Source organism: Pseudomonadales bacterium, assembly GCA_013215025.1.
GTDB lineage: Bacteria > Pseudomonadota > Gammaproteobacteria > Pseudomonadales > DT-91 > DT-91.
In genome coordinates this window covers 1-20,927 of sequence record JABSRR010000017.1, presented here as the reverse complement: position 1 = coordinate 20,927, position 20,927 = coordinate 1, and the positions used below count along the sequence as shown (strand labels likewise).

Genomic DNA, 20,927 nt, shown 5'->3' with positions numbered 1-20,927 from the left:
CTCTTGCTGCACTACCGCCAAAGAAATATCGCGATAGCCAGCAACTGCAGCGGTGGCCATGATTTTTCTCAGCACCAAATAGGGCACCTGCTGGTCACCCTGAATAGTGATCGGGCGACCTAAGACTTTTTCAATTTCACTCAACTCTGGCTTAGAGGCTGCAATTTGCTGCAGAGCATCTTTGAGCTCAGGAATGATATCGTCTTCGCTGGTTTCATTTTTCATCGCCTTGATCGCTTCAATCGATATAACAGGCTGCTCCTGAATCGAAATATCGCTCGCATCGACAGCTAGAATCACCGTATCTTTCGGCGCCTTATCGGCAATCGAACGCGGCAACAAGATGGTTTCCGTATCTTTAACCTTTTGACTATCGCCAGAATTCACCATCAAGAAAAATACTAAGATGGTAAAAATATCCATTAATGCCGTAAGATTAAGTGCCGAAACTTTATTCGCGCGTGCATGTTTTTTCGCCATGCGGGCGGCTTTTCTTGAGTGCTTCATTACTCACACACCCCCTTTCGCGCATCGCCTTTGCGTGCCTCAACCGCAGCAAAAGCCTGCTCAGCACCTTCGGGCAGGTCACCAAATGACACATCCGGCATAAGCTCGGCGTGCTCTACCGCTCCCGACACCACAATCGGGTAGGAACGCAAAGTGTCCATCATCGAAACAATAGTTTGGTAATTTTGCTTCTCGCCTAGCAGCAATAGGATATCTTTCTTAGGGCGATACTCGGCATCTTCGGCTTTATTTTCATTGAATTTTTGTTCTGCAATTGACTTCCACAGCTGCAGTGTTTTTGACAACCCTTTGAAGTCATACTGACCATCAACTTTTTCAAACTTACAAATAGGTGCTTTATTAACATTGAACAGTAAACCGCTCTCAAGCACCATCAGTTCAAAGTCGAACTTGGCTTCTTTATCTTTTGGCGTAATTGCATTTTCAACATCTGCAGGGAGCTTGATATCAAGCACCATTGTCTGCGTAAACACCATGTTTAAAAGAAGCACAGGAACCAGCACAATCATCAGGTTCATGAAAGATGTGATGTCTAAATCAGCATCTTTCTTGGCTTTTTTCATTCGACGCATTCGACTGCCTCACGTATTGAATTTATAAAATGTATTCGATAAGCAAGTAAGTGAATTAACGTGCAACCAAGTTAATAAATTTAACGCTAGCCATTTCTAAGCTATCGACAATCTCAGTGGTCTTGGTTTGCAAAAAGGTGTGCGCCAATAACAAGGGAATTGCTGCAATCAGGCCAAAGGCTGTAGTATTCATGGCAGTTGAAATAGCTGCCGATAACATTGAGGCTTTTTCAGATGGCTCAGCATTAGCAACCGCCGAAAACGCATCAACTAGGCCCATAATCGTGCCTAATAGGCCCAGCAAGGTTGCAATATTTGCTAAGGTGGCAAGATACTGAGTACGTTTTTCAAGGCGCGGCGTAGCTTCCATCAAGCCCTCTTCCATCGCAACCGAGGCGTCATCACGATCTTGCGACAGCTTATAGCGCGCTGCACCAGCACCAACGATACGACATACCGGAGCTGCCGAGGTGTCAGCCATTTTCACTAAGGCATCAAATTGTCCTTTTTGAATATAAGGCAACATGGTGTCAAACGCTTTTCGGTTTGAAGATTTAGCCAGGCTCAAAAATAAGAAGCGCTCAATTGCTACCGCAAGACCCACAGCAAGAACAACAGCGATCGGGTACATCCACGCACCACCATCTTGAAAAAAGAGAACAATAGTGTCCATATTTACACCTATGAGAAAGATTTTTAGTTAAGGATTTAGAAATACAGCGATTTAAGGGCAAGCCTCTTGCTTGTATGACTCGTTATTATTATCAGCGCCTATCATAGCGGTATTTTACAAATATAGAAGCCGTTCACGCCTCAATAGCAACCGCTAAGATTAAGTATGCGGCTTTTATTGGCTCTGGCGCGTAGCGCGAATGTAATTCACTTCTTGAATAAAACTTTCGCGATTCAGAGGCTCAACTTCAAGCTCACCGCCCAACTCATCAAGCCCGGTCAAATCACTGCCATAATAGCCCGGTTTATCGGCGTCTTGCCATGGCACAATACTTATTACCTTTGGCTGCTCTTTACTGCCGGTAACGGTTGACTCGATCGTCAAAACCTCCTGTGCATAAAGACTAGGCATGGCCGCCATGAAACATAGTGCTATTAAAAGGGTAAAGCTTAATGACCTCATAAGCTTGTCTCCTGCATGTCGCTCAGATCATCATCAGAGGGCATAAGATCCTCAGCTAGGCCATCTGAGCTTTCAGTGCTATCTGAGCTGCCAGCGCTTTCGGTACTGTCAATGGGTTCGACACTCCCAACGCTCTCGACACCCTCAACATTACTAGCAGGAATAGACGCAGTGTCGCTATAAGCTGTATCAAACTGATTAGCGCTTGATGTTTGCGGCGCAGCAGGCTCAAGCTGGCGCGATAAAATAGCAATCCAGCCCTCTACTTGCTTATCTTCGACACTGCTAAATTGATCATAAAGCCGATATTGCCTTAGTGCCTCAGCAGATTTACCCATATACAGGTCAAGTAAGATACCTAAGTTTTTATAAGCTGGCAGATAACCACCCCAAGCTTGAATAATATCGCGATAGACCGCCTCAGCCTCAGTAAACTTAGCCTGCCGACGAAGCAATGTTGCTTTTAAATTTTTAGCATCAAAATTAAGCGCATTGCGATTAATGGCAATATCAACCCACTGATTTGCAGCCACGTAATCCTGTTGTTGATAAGCAATCACCGCACGGTTATAGGCTGGACCTGACAAAAGTAACTGCTCTTGACTAAGGCGCTCAAAGATATCTGCGGCGCGAGCGCTATCATCTGCCTCAAGCGCGGTAACAGCAGCATTGAAGTCAGCTATCACAGCATCAGTTACATAGGGTGCATTTTGTATATAGGGGTTAGGCCCAAACTGTACTATAGGATCAACCCGCGGCAGCACAGCGCCACCCATGATTGCATTGTCAGCATATACAGGATTATCGTAGGGGTTAATATTTTGATCCGAGACAGCCGCGATAGAAGCATCAGCTGCAGTGTCAGACTGCATACCCTCAGATTCAGCAGCATCAGCATACTGTGGCTGATCGTAATAATTAATACTATCGTCGGGCAGCTCAACACCGTCAGCATACTCAACCCGATCCATATCAATAGACTGATCTAGCGGGGTAATATTCTCATAGCGTGAGCTTCGCTGATTATTAGGATTATCTGGATCTCGCTCAGGCGACGGCGCCGCACAGGCAGCTAAATACACACCTAGCACAATCAGAAAGGTACGTGATAGCAGAGCGTTTAACTTAGTAAATAACACGACTAAGCTCCCCTGCGTTCTCGACTTTATCATAATTGCCCGGCATCAATTCACTCAAGGCCTTAATACTTTTATCAACCCATTGGTCATAGAAACCGTTCCAGCTATTTTCGATATTCGCTTGGTGCGTTTCAATAGCGGTTTCTTCAAACGGAAACGCTTGGTCTTCTAACAGATAACCATATTCTTCAAGCGCCAATTCATCTAAGCCTTTTGGCCGCTCTGAGGCTAATAAGTCAGCACTTAATTTGGCATAAATACTGGCTACATAATAGGTTGATTGCGTCGTAAATTCTTGCACCTGATAAGCCATCACTTGCTCATATTTTTTAAGTGCTAACTCCATTGCCTTTTGTTTTTTATCCAGCGATTTATATAAAGGGGCGGTTAAACGAATCTTGGCAAAGTCATCGTAATACGTTTTGGCGAAAACATTGCGAGAAAAGGCAGCAAGGTATTTAGCACGTGCGGTTGAATTCGCGCCAGCTTTTTTCTCTTCTACGATAATTTTATCTAGCCAAAAGCGACGCTTACTTTCATCACCCTGCTTAAGATACATCTCCGACAAGCGATAGCGCGTCTCCATCGCCAAATCGAAAGGTTTAGGGTATTTATTGGCATAGGCACGATACGATTCCAATGCACGCTTTTCATTACCGGCTTTCTCATAATATTCAGCCGCTAAATACTGAGCCACTCGCAGTTTTTCAGGATCTTTTTCATTCCGTAGCACAAACTGCAGCTCATCTGCCGCACTTTGATAATTATCGAGGCCTTCATAGGCTGCAATAATTTTACCGGTAATATCGAGGTCTTTACGTTTGGGGTCATAACGTTTACGGTAATCGCTCAGCACTTGTAAGGCTCTAGGCCATTGCTCGGCCTGCAACAAATAGGCACCGGCATCATATTCAGCGGTTTTTCTAAATTTAGAACTTGGCGATATCACCGCCACACGAAGAAATTCATCAACCGCCTGCAGTTTAAGTTCAATGGCTTGCTCTTGTTTTGCATCAACGCTGGCCTGATCACCCATTTTTTCATACTGCAGCATTTCTTCTTCAAACTGCATGGCTTGATTTGCAAAAATCTCACCTTGACGATAAACACTGGCTGCCACTCTATCGATCAGATTGCTGCGACGCTTGTCGTTAGCCGACATCAATGATAATACCTGCAGATATGAGCTTTCGGCCTCAGCATAGTTTTTAGTTTCAAATTCACTGTGTGCAATTAAAGTCCAAATCGCCACTTTCTCCTGTGTGTCGGGCGCGGGCTTGATATCCAGAAAACGCCTACCCTGGTCAATCACCATGGCATACTCTTGCTCGTTGTACATCATATCAATCGAGTCGAGCAGAACTGGTCTTGCGTATTGGCTGAAGTTATAAGTTTTTGCGAAAGCGATTTGTGCCGCCAGCTTACGCTGCTTGGCTATATCAATCGCCTCGTCTTGACGAGCTTGCTCAGCATTTTCTAACAGCTGTTTGTAACCAAGAATGGATGCATAAGCAGCTTCTTCNGAAAAAGGATGAATGCCATAATCATAGGCCGAGCGCTCATAATTGGTCACCGCTTTCGGTAAGTCTCCAAGTTCAGCATAGGCCTCAGCCACATAGAATACTTTTTCGGGAGTATGCCAGTCGTCGGTAAAGCTAGTGATAAATAATTCGTAGTACTCAATCGCTTTACGATAGTCTGCCTGCATCTCAGCCCGTTTAGCAGAGGAGCGAGCAGCAGATTGCGCATTCGATTTTTGCGCCTTAGCGTGATAGAAACGCGCCACCTCATCAATATAAACATATAAGAATGAGGTAACGTATTCTCTCGCTTCTTCATCATTAAAGCGGTAGTAATCGCTGTTTTGATTATAGGTATCGACAAACTCTTCTTTTTTAGCAAAGGCCTCACGATAAAATTTTGCCTGTACCATGGTATCGAGGATTCTAGATTGAATATAAGGCGCCTCACGCTCTAGAGGATTAAGCGCAATATAGGCTTCAAATGTGTCAATCGCATCACGATAGCGCTGCTGCGAAATATATAAATCAGCTAGCTGCTCATATAGCAGACTTTTATAAGTTCTGCCCTCTAACTCAACAAAGAGTTGGTCGATCGTTCGATAGCCATCAAGATAAGTAAAGGTGATCGCCATCACCCTCAGGCTGTCATCAACCAGAGAGCGCTTAGTATCCGGCACACCATCAAGCTTGCCATCTGCAGGCATGCTTCTATCCAACACAGCAGCAAAACTTCTTACTGCCGCATCATAGTCATTGCGTTTAAATTGGCTCCAACCCTGCATATAGAGCGCATTCTCATAAAATGCGGTGCCAACGCCGTTATTAACCACATAACTAAATGCGTCTTGAGCTAATGCATAATCATCATTGACAAACAGAAAGTCGCCGCGCCGAAATTGTGCTTCAACCATGTACTTCGAATCGGGATATTGCTCAACCAGTCGGGTCAGCGTCTGCAATGTCATCTCAGGATTCATCGAAAGATCATAAGCCTTGGCCAATAGGTATAAACTTTGATCATTATCTGTTTGATCAGGATACTGTTGCAGCGCAAGCTCATAGCTATTAATCGCGGCATCATAGTTTGGTACAAAACTATCATCACCATCGGCTTCAGCTTTCTCAGCAAGCTGATCTTGCAGCGCCAATTCTAAATCGGCTTTACGAAAAGCTGACTCAGCTAAAACATCCTCGTCTTCAACACTTGCAAGTAAACCATTGTAGGCATCTAACAATTCTTCAGTGCCGACTTTAGTAATATCGTTATTAGGCGCTAAATAAATAGGCACTAAATCACCCAACTTCGTCACATTCTCTTGCGGCCGCCCTTCTGTCAAAACGCAGGAAGGTAGAATAAAAACTGCCGTGAAAAGCAAACCAAGTAACTTTAAAGAGCTCAAAGTTTCTGCCCTCCAAGTTGGTAAAACTCCTCTTTCAATCGTGCACGTGATATACGTGCATGCTTTTGGAACTCAGCGATAGTCTGTTTATAACCTTTTAACTCAGCCAAAGTTAAATCCAGCAAGCGCTGCTGAGCAATCAATGCTGCGCGCTCTGCATCAGCTTGCAGAGAAGCGACACGCTGCTTTAACATACTTATTGCAGCATCGGCTTGCTTGTATGAACGACTCAATTGATTTGAAGTTTGGTTGAGATTGCTGACACGAGAGCGTAAACGGTGCTGCTCTTGAATGAGCTGATCAAAATCGTTAAGCATTGTTAGGTCGTAAGCGCCTTGCTCAACTGCTTTAAATAATAATACTTTGCGCAAGCGTTCTAACCGCGCAGAAAGCTGCGNATCGGAACCAGCCGCGCTTGCAAGTGCTTGCCACTGNTGCACATAGCCTTGTGTAGAATCTGNCAGCTTCTCCATCATAATGCGTTCTGAAAACGCAGTTTGACTTAGCATATCAAGCGACTCAAGCTGCTGATCTAAGCGGCTCATAAGCGCCTGTTTTGGTGCGTTCAAAACATTACTGTTAGCAGCCACTGGGCGCCAAGCAGAAACATCATTCAGCAACTCAAGACGCGTTTGCATTTGCTGTACTTGCTGAAGTACCGCCAAGGAATCACCGATTTCCGTCACAGCCTGGCGAAATGCACCTTTTGCATACACCCCGGCTAAAGTGGGGTGCAGCGGCTCAATGGATTTATTGACCTGCTGATTTCTTAAATAATCCTCAGCATGTTTACGAATCCCATCAAGAGAAATGTTTGCTTCAAGTTGACTTATTTCCTCTAACGCTTGGCTATAATTTTGCACAGCAAAGTCATAAGCGTCTAAGGCTCTAGCAAAAGAATTTGATTTTTCCAGCACAAAGGGAATCGCAATCATACCCTCGTAGACACTGATAGTTTTATAGGGTAAATGAATGAGTTGGCGCCAGGCTTCAATCGCCATGCCTTGGTTATAGGTATAGTAAGCAGACCAACCATAGCCTAACAGAGCTTGATCAGCCCATAAGCCGTTGATATCTAGCTCAGCAAAAAGATTCAGTGACTCATCATACAAATTGGCATTATATTTTGAAAATGCCCGTGTCATTAACACCTTATTTCTAAATGCAGCGGACTCTGAAGACGCGTCGATATAGCGAATAGACTCAGCAAAAAACTGATCAGCCTTAGCATCTAATTGCAATCTGTTAGCAGCAACCGCTAAATTAAAATTGCTATAGGCCAGCCAATGGCCATGTTGCTTAACCGCCTGATTAACGTCAGCAGATGATAACAGCTGGTTCATTTGCATTTCTAGCGTCTCAAGATCGGCAAGAGAAAGAAGCTCACTGCCGGCAACACAGACCGATTTAAAATATAAACCCTCGAGCTGCTGCAAAGCGCTTAGCTTATTACTGCTATTTAACTGCTCTATTACAGCGGCGCAATCAGCTTGAGCAAAGGCTAACTTCGCCAACGGGAATGCAGTTTGCTCAAGCAATGTTAAATCGTTTGGATTTGATGTTTTTGCAGCGCCTTGCTGTGAAGCTTGCACGGATGACTGCACAGAGGACAGCGGCAAATCTGAAAAAATCTTAGCCGCCGAATCGAATCGACCCTGCTCAATAAGCACTTCAGCAGCCAAGAGCTGGCGTGATATTACATCGTTAACGGGCCAAAGTGATTCAGCCTGACTCAGTGTGGTAAGGGCTTGAGAATACTCACCTTTGTAAAACTGATACTTTGCAACGCCTAAATAGGGGTCGTCTTCTTGAGCAAGCGAATGAACACTTGAACAGAACAGCGTCAGCAACAAAAGCCAATGTTGGGCTACTGGCTTGAACATCTGCTTTACCTGCGTTCCCAAGCCTTCAATGCAATTTTAGGTGTTTCGTTATCTTGTTCAGGCAGTATCTGAATCGCAAACGTTGAGCCACTATCATCTTTATTAAATTGGTAGCTCACAGACTTTTCTACGATATCGCCATCTCTGCTCTTACCCTTAAAACGAGCAAGCATGGTATGCGGACCGATGCCGACATTTCCTTCCCAAAAGCTCTGAATACCGCCCATCTGAAGTGCGGTGAGTTCTTTTTGGTCATAAATATGAAAACTTTTTTCTTCACCATCGATCAGCAAAATAACGCTATTCAAAGAAAAATTAAGCTCAGGTGAGAACTGTAAAAAAACCTGAACTCGGGTCAATGGCGGAAATAACAGCTGTTGCTCTAAGAGACCAATATCACGCTCAATATCGGCAGCATTTGCCTGAAGCTGATCAATACTGTCCTGCATTGACGCATGAGCCATAGTGGCAATATGCAGAATAAGCAGCAATAAAATGGGAGATAAACATCTGTGCAAAAATGAAGTCATTATTTAATTCTTATAATTATCGAAAAAACCAGATACCAAACCGAGCAAGCTTTGTATATGAGGTTTGATTTTACATGAGCAGGAAGTGAACACAATATGTTGAGCGTATAAAAGTGCGCGATAGCCCGGCTTATCGCATGAAAATCATGCCTCATGGCGATAAACTTATGCAAAACAGGCTACTCAACCCAGTGAATGATATATTCCTGTAAATCATCCTCGGCAATAAACGCCTCATTTAAAACCTTATCTTTCACCGAGTTTCCCGACTGATGCACGGTATTGCGGCTACCGCTGATGAGGTGATGCCAGCTAGGGAGTGGCTTTCCCTCAGCCACTAAACGATAGGCGCAGCTGTCTGGCAGCCAAAAGAACTGATCCACCATCTCCGGCTTTAGCCAAACACAGTGTGGCACAAGTTGATTGCGCTGCTGATACTCGGTGCATTGACAGTTATCCTGATCCATATAACGGCACACCACATTGGTATAAGCGACCTGGTCAGTGTCCTCATCCTGCAGCTTAATTAAACAACATTTAGCACAGCCATCACATAAAGATTCCCATTCTTCTTGAGTCATTTGCTGCAGCGACTTCTGCTGCCAAAAAGGCAGCGACTTATCGTTCATCAAGACAGGCTCCGTCAACTTGGTCCGGCCGACAACTTACTGTTTTGACTAGCCATGGCTTGCATTTCAGCATCCGCACTAGGAGGCAGCTGCAAATAGAAGCCCTGTTGCTCTATAGCCGCTAAAACGTTATCAGCACTGGTACTTGCCAAACGTTGACCCGGCTTAAGCAACATGGTCATCACCGACTGCGGCAACCCAAAGCGATGCAGCAAAGCCTCTGGCACAGATTTTAACCCAGCGGTCTTTTCCACATAGAGATACATGCCATCGATCCGTGGGCTTTTAAAAATTTCACATATTTTTTGCATTTCAGATATTCAATTTGATGCTTGCGAAAAGCTTGCTCATTCTTCAAGCAATGCGCTAGCTTTGTGCTCAATATTACTGACCGCCTCAGCGTAATACGAACCACGCCAGCCAAAACTGGTCAGCAGCTGCGCCAAAGCATTTTCAACAATGGGCGAAGCGGTTTTTTCATCCGTCACTGCGGATGGCTGACAGATAAGATCCGACAGCTGAGCAATAGGCTGCTTTTTCACCAACAGACTACTGGCAATCCCTGACTGCTCAGCCTCTTTACTCAGACGCTGCTTGAGCCGTTTTTGCCATGAGGTGCGGCGTATTTGCAGAGCTTTAGGCACTGCTTTGGCCTGGTCAATTTGTGCCTGTGAAAACTGACAGCTTAAAATTTCAGCTAAAGCTGGATAATGTTTTTTTGCCGTCACTGCAGGCAAACCATCAATCTTAGTAAGGTAAGACAGCGCTCGCTCGCCCTGCTGAGCAAGCTGGCATATGGCATCATTACTGGCAATTTTATTCCGCGGCAGATCAAGCGCACGCATCTGCTGCTCACGCCATTGCGCAAGGCGTTGCAGCCTCAGCAAGGCTGCGCCAAAGTACCGATGGTGCGACTTGATGCGCAAATAGGCATCAGCAAAGTCACCTTTATCAAGACCCTGCACAATTAAATGGTATTCACTAAAAACCGCGGCAAGCAAACTGCGCGAGATAAGCCTTGTTTGTAGCTCATCATGTAGCAACCACAAATAACGCACATCATCAGCAGCATAGCGACATTGACTGTCACTTAATGGCCGCTGCAGCCAATCACTGCGACTGTCGCCTTTCTCTAACTCAACCTCACATAGCAGCGAAACTAAACGCTGATAAGCCATCGGATAATCAAGCGCACAGAGCCCCGCAGCGACCTGGGTATCAAATACCTGCTGGGGATAAACGCCAAAATAGTGATAAAGCAGCTCAACATCCTCTTCGCAGGCATGAAAAACTTTAACAATCGAAGGATTTAGCAGCAGGTCAAGCCACGCTTGCCAGTAACAAAATACCGCGCGTAATTGACCATCAGAATCAACAGCGCTGCCAGCCGAGGCATCCAGCGTCGGCACATCAATTAAGAAAATGCTTTCGCCATCACAGACCTGCAGCAACGCTAGTTTTGGATAAAAGGTGCGGGTTCGAATGAACTCCGTGTCCACTGCGAGCACTGATGCTTGCTGCATCGCAGCTAATGCCCGCTGAAGCTGGTCAACTTGATCGACAAACACCACAGGCCAGTGTTGGCATTGAGAAAGCATTAGAGATTTTGCCGGCTTGCTAAAGCATGCGCTAAGGTGCCGCCATCGACGAACTCAAGTTCACTGCCAATCGAGACGCCTTGCGCTAAACGACTGATAGTTACTGGCTTAGCTTGCAGTAGTTCAGCAATAAAAGCAGCGGTAGCCTCACCTTCCACCGTCGGATTGGTAGCAAGAATAAGCTCCGTCACCGACGCATCAACGCGCTCTATCAAGGCATCAATCCCCAATTCATCAGGGCCAACCCCATCGAGCGGTGACAGATGCCCCATCAACACGAAATATAAGCCGTCATAACTGCCACTATTCTCAATTGCCATCAGTTCAGATGGCGTTTCAACCACACACAGCTTACTCGTATCTCGGCTGGGGTCTAGGCACAATGAACAGGTTTCTTGCTCCGTGAAATTGCGGCAGCGATTACAGTTATGCGTCGACAACATCACCTTTTCTAAAGAGCGCGCCAAAGCCAGTGCCGCCTCGCGCTCGCGCTGCAGCAAATGCAGAGTCATACGCTGTGCTGATTTGCTCCCAATACCTGGCAAGCAGGTAAAATGCTCAATCAACTGCTTGATAGCTGGACTTAGCATAGTGATGAAGTTAAAAGTTGGTGCATAAAAATAAGGTCCGCATAGCCTTAAGTGATTAAAACGGCATTTTAAAGCCCGGAGGCATTTTCATGCCTGAGGTTAGATCACTCATCATCGACTGATTATTTGACTCAACCTTCCTTACCGCATCGTTTACGGCCGCTGCCAGTAGGTCTTCGAGTATTTCTTGGTCTTCTTGCATTAATGAGCTATCGATCGATACCCGCGACACATCATGACGACCATTCATCTCAACCTTTACTAAGCCTGCGCCTGACTCACCCACCACTCGCTTATCGGCAGCCTCAGCCTGCGCTTTCTGCAACTGCTCTTGCATTTGCTGGGCCTGCTTCATCATATCGCCTAAACCTTTCATATTACCTCCAAAAGTCCTCGATAGATCATTGTGGGATTATTTTAATCGATGAGGCTATCAACTGACCATTAAATGTTGACAGCATATCTGCCAGCAATTCATCCGAGGCTAAGGCTTGTTCGGCCTGCGCCTGATCATGCTGCTGCTGACGATTAACAAGCTCGGCAGCACTCAGCTTACTACCAACAGCCGCTGAAAACTCAGTAGATTCAAGCGGCTCAATGCTCACAGCCGGCGTTTGACCAGTTGCAGCTGCTAACTGCTGCTGCAGCTGTTCAGCATGTCTGGCATTAAACAATTGCGCATTATCCTGATTAATCACAAATTTGAGCGCCGGCAAGGCGGCCTGTACTAACACACATTCTTGACAGATCGCCGACAGCAAACCCTCAACGGGTAAGGCTGGCAACAATGCCAGCCATTCTTGATGGTTGCTTGGCAATGCAGCCTCAGAAATGGCAGGCTGCTGCGCGATTGACGTCTTGGGCTCAGGGGTTTCAGACTCGGAAGCCTTAAATAGAGCATCTTGATTATTAGCGTGATTTAATTCATCAGACCGAGCTTTAATTTCTAGTACAGACTCAGATGTCTGCTGAGGTGCTGGCTGCTCTTTTAACTCAGCTTTTGACGCAGCTTTTGACACAGTGTTTGCATCAACTGCTGGCTCGTTTTCAGATACTAACTCAGCTTCAGTTGCATACGCTGCCGCCGAAATAGACTCTGGTTTAGACGCTGATAAAGACGGCTCATTCGCTTGTTTAAGCTCCAACTCAGCCTTGGTAGGCTCTAGCGGCACTTTTATGTCGATGTGATGGTTGTCCGTCGCCGCAATCGGCGCACTAGGCTTTTTTAAGCTACCCGCCTTAGCCTGATCAGGCTCGGCAACGTTACCCGGATGCGCAGCTTGAGATGCCGGCAAATCTGCACCAGCAGCTCGATCATGGCTTGGCAAATCTCGCACCGGGGGCTCTTGCACGCCCTGCGGTCTAAATGTCAACATGCGCAGCAAAGTCATCTCGAAGCCGCTTCGCATATCAGGCGCTAAGCTGATGTCACGTTTACCTACAATACCCATTTGATAAAACAGCTGAAGCTCTTCAGCCGATAATTGCGCTGCCAGCGCTGTCACTTTCTCTTGGTCTCCCTGACTATTATCGACGCATGCTGCATCTAACTGCGCAAGACTCATGCGATGCAGCAGCATCAACAACTCATCTAACACCTGAACAAAATCAGGTGCATGTTCACTCAGACGAGCCACTTCAGCCAAAATCGCCTGTGGATTATAGTCAATCAGCCCCTGTGTCAGGGTGTAAATAGCATTCAAATCAATGCTGCCTAACATGCTCGTAACATCATGCTCAAGCACCGTTCCGGTACCGAATGCAATCGCTTGATCAGTCAAACTAAGCGCATCACGCATACTGCCATTGGCAGCACGAGCAAGCAGCCATAAAGCTGGCGGCTCGAACTGTAAACGTTCATGCTCAAGAATAGTCTGCAAATGGCTGACAATGCGCTCAGGCGACATGTTTTTAAGATGGAATTGTAAGCAACGCGATAAGATCGTGGCCGGCAACTTCTGAGGGTCTGTGGTAGCGAGCAAAAACTTGACATGCTCAGGCGGCTCTTCCAAAGTTTTTAATAGCGCATTAAAACTGTGAGTCGATAGCATATGCACTTCATCGATCAGGTAGACCTTAAACCGTCCCTTAGTGGGCGCATATTGCACATTATCTAAAAGCTCACGCGTGTCCTCTACCTTAGTTCGAGATGCAGCATCAACTTCAATCAAATCAACAAAGCTGCCTGCCGCGATTTCTTTGCAAGCTGAACATTGACCGCAAGGCTCAGAGCTCACTCCCACCTCGCAATTAAGGCATTTAGCTAAGATCCGCGCGATCGTCGTCTTACCCACACCGCGAGTACCGGTAAACAAATAGGCGTGATGCAGGCGGTTATGGTCGAGCGCATTAATCAATGCTTGCAGAACGTGCTCCTGACCAACCATTTCACGGAAAAATCGTGGTCGCCATTTACGCGCTAAAACTTGATAGCTCATGCCATGTACCTTATTAATTTGGTCCATTATGACACAGAAAAAGCTGCATTGATAAGCACAGCTTCGGCAAAAAACAGATCTATTGGGCTTGCTAGCAGGCAGCTAATCAAATCAAGCGTGAAATAGCGAAATAGAAAAAATATTAGAACAAAAGCACGTGGCAATTACCGGCAAATAAAAAAACAGTATAGAAGTAGAATAGAAATTAGATAAAGAGGGGTGGCAGCCCTAACAAGCCTCATCCCGGCACACGAGTCAACAGCTACCGTTGCTCCCTTCCGGGCCTGGCGGGGTTTGCCGCGTATCGTTGCGAGAGGACCTGCCAGGACTACCATAACAGGGCGCGCATTATTACCAATGCAGCGGATGAGCGCAAGTGTTTTCCACTGCAATAAAAAACATCCGCACACAGACAATTAGTTCTCGCAGCCGATTGGATTCAGCAACTAATTCACCGATAATAGATAAAACAATCAAGGGTTATGCTATGTCAGATCAACAAACCGAAATTGAAGCCGCTGTATTTCGTCACTTGCTGGCGCATTTAGACAAACACAAAGACGATGTGCAAAATATTGAGCTAATGATTACCGCCGATTTCTGCCGCAATTGCTTAGCTAAGTGGTATGTCACTGCTGCAGCGGAGCGTGGTCAAACGCTGGACTATGAACAAGCCCGTGAAATCATCTATGGCATGCCGTTTAGCGAATGGAAATCGCTATATCAAAAGCCGGCGAGCGAAGCACAATTGAAAGCCTTTGAAGCAAAAAAGTCGTCCTAATGCCGCAACCCAGCCCCCCAACTGAATTAAAAGCACTGTTTCTCGATATGGATGAAACCTTGTGCGATACCACAGGCGCCAACCGCAAAGCCTTGCAAGATATGGCGCAGCTTGCCAGTCAACTGTTGGGTAAGCACTTCGACGCCCTAGCGTTTGCCAATGGTTATCTGCAGGGTATTTACCGAAATTTACCGACGGACTATCAGCGCGATTTATTGCCCTTGGCTGAGCAAAGTGAACTGCATTTTCGTCACGCGCTGATTCAACGCCTCATCACTGACGCCGGCATTGCGCTGAATGCAGAGCAGTCACTGGCTTTTGCGCAACAGCTGCAAGATTGTTTCGATAGCGCTAGGACCAAGTATTTCGACTTTTTCCCTGGCATACTCACATGGTTGACGCGCATGCGAGAACAGCTGAAATTGGTTGTCATCACCAATGGACCCGAATTTTCGCAAGTTACTAAGATAGAGCGGGTAAATATGGCAACGCATGTCGATCATGTTCTGATTGGCGGACTTGAGCCTGCAGAAAAACCGCATAAGAGCATTTTTGACAAGGCCTTACGCTTAGCCAATTGCCAGCCCGAACAAGTGATTCATATCGGTGACAGCCTTGCAACCGATATACTAGGCGCAAGGAACAGCAACATTGCCTCTGTCTGGGTGCAGCATGAGCAACAGCCAGATAGGAGTATCCAAGCAAATTGGACGGTTGCACACCCAAGTGATATCCCCAGTTTGATCGATGACTTACTGACACACACTTAAGTCTTTGCTTGTTTCAAATAGGCCTTTGCGAAACAAAGGCGCTCAAGCAAGAACAGGCAGCCAGCGCTCACTGTTAAGCTTTAGCAAATACTTTGGCTAGATGCTCAGATTAGATCAGTTCAGATCAGATCGGTTTGAATATAGGTATAAGACTAGAGCTATGCAGTGAGCCTCAGCGCGCCGACAAAAAGCTGAGACGCTGAAATATACACTCAGGCATCATGCAAACTGCCAGCATTACCCAGCGCCACCATCCAGGAACATAATGTACATAGCGACGACTGTATAAGGCCTTCACCATGATGGCAGCAACTTGATCGGGCTGTGAAAAAGAAAAGTTTTTCGCATGCGTGGTCGTCATCGGCGACTCCACTGGACCCAGTTTAAAATCATAAAACTGATATTCACTGCGATAATGCACACTGCGCAGACCCTGTAAAAAAAGGCTTAGCGCACCTTTGGCTGCACCATAGCTAAAGTTTCGTGGTCGTCCACGATCACCGGCAACCGAGGTGAGCACCGCAAATTTAGTTTTGCATTCAGGCTTAGCTATGGAGTCAAGCCGCTGCAGCACTGCGTTGGTAATGCGCATTGGCGAAATCGCATTCAGCGTCATGGTATCGCTGAGCACTTCACCAGAGCGCTCAGAACCGAGCTGATCAAATAAATCCCCGTGCGCAATGATCACCAGATCAATCGCACCCATGGCCTGATAAGCTTCATCGACTATTTGATGCAGCTGATCATCTTGCGGTTGATATAAATCGACTTGACGGTAAGCAACAATATTTAACGGAGACGAGCTCAGCTGCTGTAACTTCTGCTGATTTCGCGCAACGGCATAAAACTGGCTGCCAGCGTTTTTCGATAGCTGATTCATCATTGCGCGGGCAACCGCCGATGTTGCGCCAAAGACCAAAACATTTTTGAGCATAATGTATAAAATTATAATTAAGTGCCAAGATGGTTAGTGAGCAAAACATCGTGTTGCCCACCGATGAGCGACAGAACAAGAAGACCTCATATTTATCGTGTACATCTGAAGCTGAAGTTTATCCGTTAATTTTGCATGATTAAATAACTTTTATAGGTCTGTAATTACGATAGCTTTACAACTGAAACGTATTTTTCTGTGTTAAGCTAAGGCTTCAACATATGCTTACGACTATTCATTCACAACCATGATCATACGAGCACACGGTTTCATATATGCAGCATTCAGCCTTTGACCTGATCCGTCAACACCCCATTGCCAGTCTTAATACCGAAGTATTTGAGTTCAAGCATCGGCAAACCGGCGCCAGCCATTTTCATTTTTCTAGCAACAATCCAGAAAATGTATTTTTAGTTGGCTTCAGAACAGTGCCAATGGATCATAAAGGTACGGCGCATATTCTTGAACATACGGCTTTATGCGGCAGTAAAAAGTATCCGGTTCGCGATCCATTTTTCATGATGATTCGACGCTCACTTAATACTTTTATGAACGCCTTCACCTCTAATGATTGGACAGCCTACCCCTTTGCCTCAACCAATCGAAAAGACTTTTTCAACCTTCTCGATGTGTATTTAGATGCGGCTTTTTTTGCACGCCTCGATGAGTTAGATTTTTTACAAGAAGGCCATCGTTTAGAATTCGCCGAAGCCAATAACCCCGATTCTGAGCTGGTTTACAAGGGGGTAGTTTTCAACGAAATGAAAGGTGCCATGAGCTCAATCAGTTCAACCTTATGGCAAACCTTATGTAAGCACTTATTCCCTAGCACCACCTATCACTATAATTCAGGCGGCGATCCAGAGCATATAACAGACCTTAGCTATCAGGAGCTGCGCAATTTCTACCAAACGCACTATCACCCAAGCAATGCCATGTTTGCGAGCTTTGGCGACATCGATGTTGTAGACATTCAAACTCAAATGCATGAGCAAGCCTTGCAACACTTTGAACCATCGAGCACAGAAATAAGTGTCGCCCGCGAGCAACGATTTTCAAAACCGCTGCATATTAGCGAAGCCTATGCATTAGATGAAACTGATACCAGCGAAAAAAATCACTTAGTGCTTGCTTGGCTATTAGGCAAAAACACGTCTCTTGACGATGTCATGCAGGCTCAATTGCTTAGCTACGTGCTGCTTGAAAACAGCGCCTGTCCGCTGCAGCAACTGCTTGAAACTAGCGAGCTGGGTTCTGCGCCCTCTCCGCTTTGCGGACTTGAAGATTCTTATCAAGAACTGGTATTTTGTTGTGGCTTACAAGGCGCCTCAGACGGTGCGGCGAAAGCTTTTGAACAACAGGTGCTAGATACTCTTATCACGATCGCTGAACAAGGGGTTGATTATGAGCGCCTAGAAGCCATTGTTGATCAGTTAGAGTTCAGTCAGCGCGAAATAACCGGTGATGGCTACCCATACGGCTTACAAATTATATTAAATGCATTACCCAGCGTTACTCACCGTGGCGACCCTATAGCCTTACTCGACCTCGACCCTGTGCTTAAGCGACTAAGAGAGTCGATTAAACAAGCTGATTTTATTAAGCAATTAATACGCGATTTATTACTCGAAAATCAGCATCGCGTTCTGCTTGAGATGACGCCAGACACCTCTCTCTCAGCAGCCAGACAAAAGGCTGAGGCAAACAAACTTAGCGATATTAAGGCGCACCTCAATAGCGAGCAGGCACAGCATATCATTGCCCAGACCGAAGCACTTAGTCAACGTCAGCAACAGCATGATGATGTTAGCATCTTACCGAAGGTTGATCTCAGTGATGTGCCAGAATCGATCTACTATGCCGAAGGTGAAAATCTCAGCATTAATGGCGTACAAAGCCATCGCTATGCACAAGCCACCAATGGTATTCACTACCAGCAATTACTGTTTGCGATACCTGCGCTGAGCGCTGCGCAAATCGATTTGTTACCTCTTTACTGTCAACTATTAACCGAGTGCGGCATTGGTGAGCAAAATTATACCGCCGTACAACATCGACAAAGTGCCGAAGTGGGTGATATTAGCGCATTCACCTTGGTTCGCAGCGATATTAATAGCGAACAAAGTGTGCAAGCCTATTTATGCGTATCCGCTAAATCATTGCAGCGACACCGAGAGGCCATGCTCAACTTACTCAGTGATACACTGCAGCATATCCGTTTTGACGAGCATGATCGAATCAAAGATATTGTTAGTCAACAACGGATGCGCAAACAAAACAGCATCAGTGGCGCGGGCCATAGCTATGCAATGCTAAGCGCTACGCAAGCGCTAAGCCCGATTGCGCGCTTAAACGAAAACTGGTCTGGTATTAGCTCGATTGTTGCGATTCAGGCATTAGATGACAAGCTCAAGCAAGAGCCAAACGCAGCTGAAGAACTCGCTGATCAGCTGAATACGCTGCACCAACGTATAGTCTCGCAGCCGGCCGAATTATTAAGCATTTGCGATGCCGAAAACCTAGAGCAGTTTGCTGAATCGGCGACCAAGGCTTTATCTTTTTCGCATACATCTAGCACAAACGCGGCGCTAGAGCTTGCAGCAAGCCGCAGCCATAATAAAACCGCCTGGCTGTGCAATACCCAAATTAATTTTTGCGCCAAAGTTTTCGCCACTGTACCTGGCGGTCACCCCGACGCGCCTGCATTAACCGTGTTAGGTGGCTACCTACGCAATGGTTATTTACACACCGCAATCCGTGAACAAGGCGGCGCCTATGGCGCTGGTGCAAGCCAAGATAACCATACCGCCTCATTTAAATTTTACTCATACCGAGACCCACGAATTTCGGGCACGTTGTCAGACTTCTCTGGCGCGATTGATTGGATGCTAGCGCAAACAGCAAACCCAGCAGCACTTGAAGAAGCCATTCTCGGCGTAGTCGCCTCAATTGACAAACCTAGCGCACCGGCCAGTGAAGCAAAGCAAGCTTGTCACAATCAATTATTTGGTCGCAGCAAGTCACAACAGCAGGCTTTTCGCGCTGCTGTTCTTGCGGTTAGCTTCGATGACTTAATTAGCGTAACAAAGCGCTATCTTTGCAGCGAAACTTTTTCGCTTGGTGTAATTGCACCAGAGAGCAACCGTAATGAATTGAAGCAGCTGGGACTCGAGATCAAAAAATTATAATAACGCAAATTAGGATTAGCCAATGACGCAGGACCAGTCGGCCATTGATCAAGCCTTAGCAAATTTAGCCAGCGGTGAAAGCTGGGATACATTTTGCGACATGTTAAAAACCGCAGGCAAAGAGGTAGTGTTAGCAAATGATGCGCCCGACAACCCGCTTGACCGCGCCGAAGGCTTTCGATATTTAGCGCGATTAACCCGAGCTGCGCTTGACTCATACCTAGAAGCCGCGGATACCACTGCCCCGGTATTTCGCCAGCCGGTTGGTGAAACGATCAAGATGGGTATGGACAATCCTGACAATGTTTATCTGGCTGCGCCTATAAACGGTAAATATCAATACCGCCTTACTGGCAATCGAGGCACAGTGCATTATTTAGGCTTTGGCACTCAGGCAGGTGGCTATGGCAAAACCGGCTCGCTGGATACCACTGGCTATCTTGAGGCAAAAGACCTCGTGATGGATGCCGCTGGGAATTTTGAAATCGTATTATCCACTGAACAGCCAGCTAATGCGGCAAACTGGCTGCCGATGAGTCTTGATACAAGACTGGTGCAAGTAAGGCAGACTCGTCAAGACCACGCCAACGAGCAACTGGCCAAGGTTAGCATTCAGCGCATTGACGGCAGCAATATGCCGCGCCCATTCGAACCCTACCGCGTAGATAATGCCTTAAAAAGTGCCGCTTTTTTTGTGCATATGACGGCCGATCTTTTTAAACAATGGACCGATGGGTTTAAACAACACAGCAATCAGCTGCCTCGCTTTAGTCCAGAGAAGGCCTTACAAGCAGGCGGCGACCCCAATATTGCGTATTACCATAGCTATTTTAAAATTGATGATGATCAGGCCCTTGAAATCATTCTACATCCGCCACGCTGTGATTTTTGGAACTTTCAACTAGGCAACTACTGGCTCGAAAGCCTCGACTACCGTTTTTATGCCGTGCATCTTAATCAACACACGGCGAAATATAATGACGATGGCAGCGTGCGCATTATTGTGTCAAAGCAGCCCCCTGCTAATGCCGCAGCGCTTAACTGGATGAACAGCTGCGGGCGCAACGAAGGCACTATGTGTGTGCGCTGGATTCGAGCAGAAACACATCCAGAGCCGCGCTGTCGTCTTATTAGCTTAGATGATGCTTGAGATACCTGATACACGCATGGTTTAGCAGCAGCATCACCGCTAAAAATAACCATGCTAGTAATCATGCAGTTAATTCGGACACTCGTCACCTACTCGATAAAATCTATAAAAAACACAAGAGATAAGCATGAGCGAATAT

19 protein-coding genes and 1 other RNA gene are annotated in these 20,927 nt (G+C 46.2%); 4 read left to right on the top strand and 16 right to left on the bottom strand.

The genetic code is table 11. The features are described from left to right. The 15 genes from HRU21_02405 to ffs form a co-directional block, all read right to left on the bottom strand. On the bottom strand, nt 1–507 hold a 507-nt coding region (locus HRU21_02405), incomplete at its 3' end, for a biopolymer transporter ExbD (protein NRA41141.1). Then, the gene (locus HRU21_02400) at nt 507–1,100 is read right to left on the bottom strand and encodes a biopolymer transporter ExbD (protein NRA41140.1); all 594 of its coding nucleotides are present in this window, start codon (nt 1,098–1,100) and stop codon (nt 507–509) included. The genes HRU21_02405 and HRU21_02400, both read right to left, overlap by 1 nt. Before the next feature lie 55 nt (nt 1,101–1,155). Beyond that, a complete protein-coding gene (locus HRU21_02395; GenBank protein NRA41139.1) occupies nt 1,156–1,773 on the bottom strand; it encodes a MotA/TolQ/ExbB proton channel family protein in 618 nt (205 codons plus the stop codon). Nucleotides 1,774–1,947: 174 nt separating this feature from the next. After that, nucleotides 1,948–2,235 (bottom strand): hypothetical protein, encoded by a 288-nt coding sequence (locus HRU21_02390; protein ID NRA41138.1) that lies wholly within the window; start codon nt 2,233–2,235, stop codon nt 1,948–1,950. Next, complete coding sequence (locus tag HRU21_02385) at nt 2,232–3,374, bottom strand: hypothetical protein (GenBank protein ID NRA41137.1); 1,143 nt, start codon at nt 3,372–3,374, stop codon at nt 2,232–2,234. The genes HRU21_02390 and HRU21_02385 overlap by 4 nt, the downstream gene beginning before the upstream one ends. Further along, nucleotides 3,361–6,207 (bottom strand): tetratricopeptide repeat protein, encoded by a 2,847-nt coding sequence (locus HRU21_02380; protein ID NRA41136.1) that lies wholly within the window; start codon nt 6,205–6,207, stop codon nt 3,361–3,363. Before HRU21_02380 ends, HRU21_02385 begins: the two co-directional genes overlap by 14 nt. Before the next feature lie 86 nt (nt 6,208–6,293). After that, nucleotides 6,294–8,180, bottom strand: a complete 1,887-nt coding sequence (locus HRU21_02375; protein NRA41135.1) for a hypothetical protein — start codon at nt 8,178–8,180, stop codon at nt 6,294–6,296. 5 nt (nt 8,181–8,185) lie between these two features. Beyond that, nucleotides 8,186–8,710, bottom strand: coding sequence for a hypothetical protein (locus tag HRU21_02370; protein NRA41134.1), 525 nt, complete (start codon nt 8,708–8,710; stop codon nt 8,186–8,188). A gap of 179 nt (nt 8,711–8,889) precedes the next feature. Next, the gene (locus HRU21_02365) at nt 8,890–9,339 is read right to left on the bottom strand and encodes a YcgN family cysteine cluster protein (GenBank protein NRA41133.1); all 450 of its coding nucleotides are present in this window, start codon (nt 9,337–9,339) and stop codon (nt 8,890–8,892) included. Nucleotides 9,340–9,353: 14 nt separating this feature from the next. Continuing rightward, a complete protein-coding gene (locus tag HRU21_02360; protein NRA41132.1) occupies nt 9,354–9,650 on the bottom strand; it encodes a YcgL domain-containing protein in 297 nt (98 codons plus the stop codon). A gap of 36 nt (nt 9,651–9,686) precedes the next feature. Next, nucleotides 9,687–10,937, bottom strand: a complete 1,251-nt coding sequence (locus HRU21_02355) for an HRDC domain-containing protein (GenBank protein ID NRA41131.1) — start codon at nt 10,935–10,937, stop codon at nt 9,687–9,689. Continuing rightward, complete coding sequence (recR, locus tag HRU21_02350) at nt 10,937–11,527, bottom strand: recombination protein RecR (GenBank protein ID NRA41130.1); 591 nt, start codon at nt 11,525–11,527, stop codon at nt 10,937–10,939. The genes HRU21_02355 and recR overlap by 1 nt, the downstream gene beginning before the upstream one ends. 55 nt (nt 11,528–11,582) lie before the next feature. Beyond that, complete coding sequence (locus tag HRU21_02345; protein ID NRA41129.1) at nt 11,583–11,903, bottom strand: YbaB/EbfC family nucleoid-associated protein; 321 nt, start codon at nt 11,901–11,903, stop codon at nt 11,583–11,585. A gap of 25 nt (nt 11,904–11,928) precedes the next feature. Next, complete coding sequence (dnaX, locus tag HRU21_02340; protein NRA41128.1) at nt 11,929–13,965, bottom strand: DNA polymerase III subunit gamma/tau; 2,037 nt, start codon at nt 13,963–13,965, stop codon at nt 11,929–11,931. 227 nt (nt 13,966–14,192) lie between these two features. Then, nucleotides 14,193–14,289: signal recognition particle sRNA small type (gene ffs / locus HRU21_02335), an RNA gene on the bottom strand. A 163-nt stretch (nt 14,290–14,452) separates the two neighbouring features. Between ffs and HRU21_02330 the strand changes: the two genes are divergently transcribed. Then, complete coding sequence (locus tag HRU21_02330; protein NRA41127.1) at nt 14,453–14,746, top strand: DUF1244 domain-containing protein; 294 nt, start codon at nt 14,453–14,455, stop codon at nt 14,744–14,746. Further along, a complete protein-coding gene (locus HRU21_02325; protein NRA41126.1) occupies nt 14,746–15,516 on the top strand; it encodes an HAD family hydrolase in 771 nt (256 codons plus the stop codon). The genes HRU21_02330 and HRU21_02325 overlap by 1 nt, the downstream gene beginning before the upstream one ends. A gap of 172 nt (nt 15,517–15,688) precedes the next feature. Here HRU21_02325 and HRU21_02320 read toward each other — a convergent pair whose 3' ends face one another. Continuing rightward, entirely contained in the window at nt 15,689–16,450 is a 762-nt protein-coding gene (locus HRU21_02320) for an SDR family NAD(P)-dependent oxidoreductase (protein NRA41125.1), read from the bottom strand. Nucleotides 16,451–16,725: 275 nt separating this feature from the next. Between HRU21_02320 and HRU21_02315 the strand changes: the two genes are divergently transcribed. Next, nucleotides 16,726–19,638, top strand: coding sequence for an insulinase family protein (locus HRU21_02315; GenBank protein NRA41124.1), 2,913 nt, complete (start codon nt 16,726–16,728; stop codon nt 19,636–19,638). Between the two features lie 22 nt (nt 19,639–19,660). Further along, nucleotides 19,661–20,788 carry a DUF1214 domain-containing protein gene (locus HRU21_02310; GenBank protein NRA41123.1) on the top strand — a complete coding sequence of 376 codons (1,128 nt, stop codon included), beginning with the start codon at nt 19,661–19,663 and terminating at the stop codon, nt 20,786–20,788. The last annotated feature ends 139 nt before the right edge of the window (nt 20,789–20,927 follow it).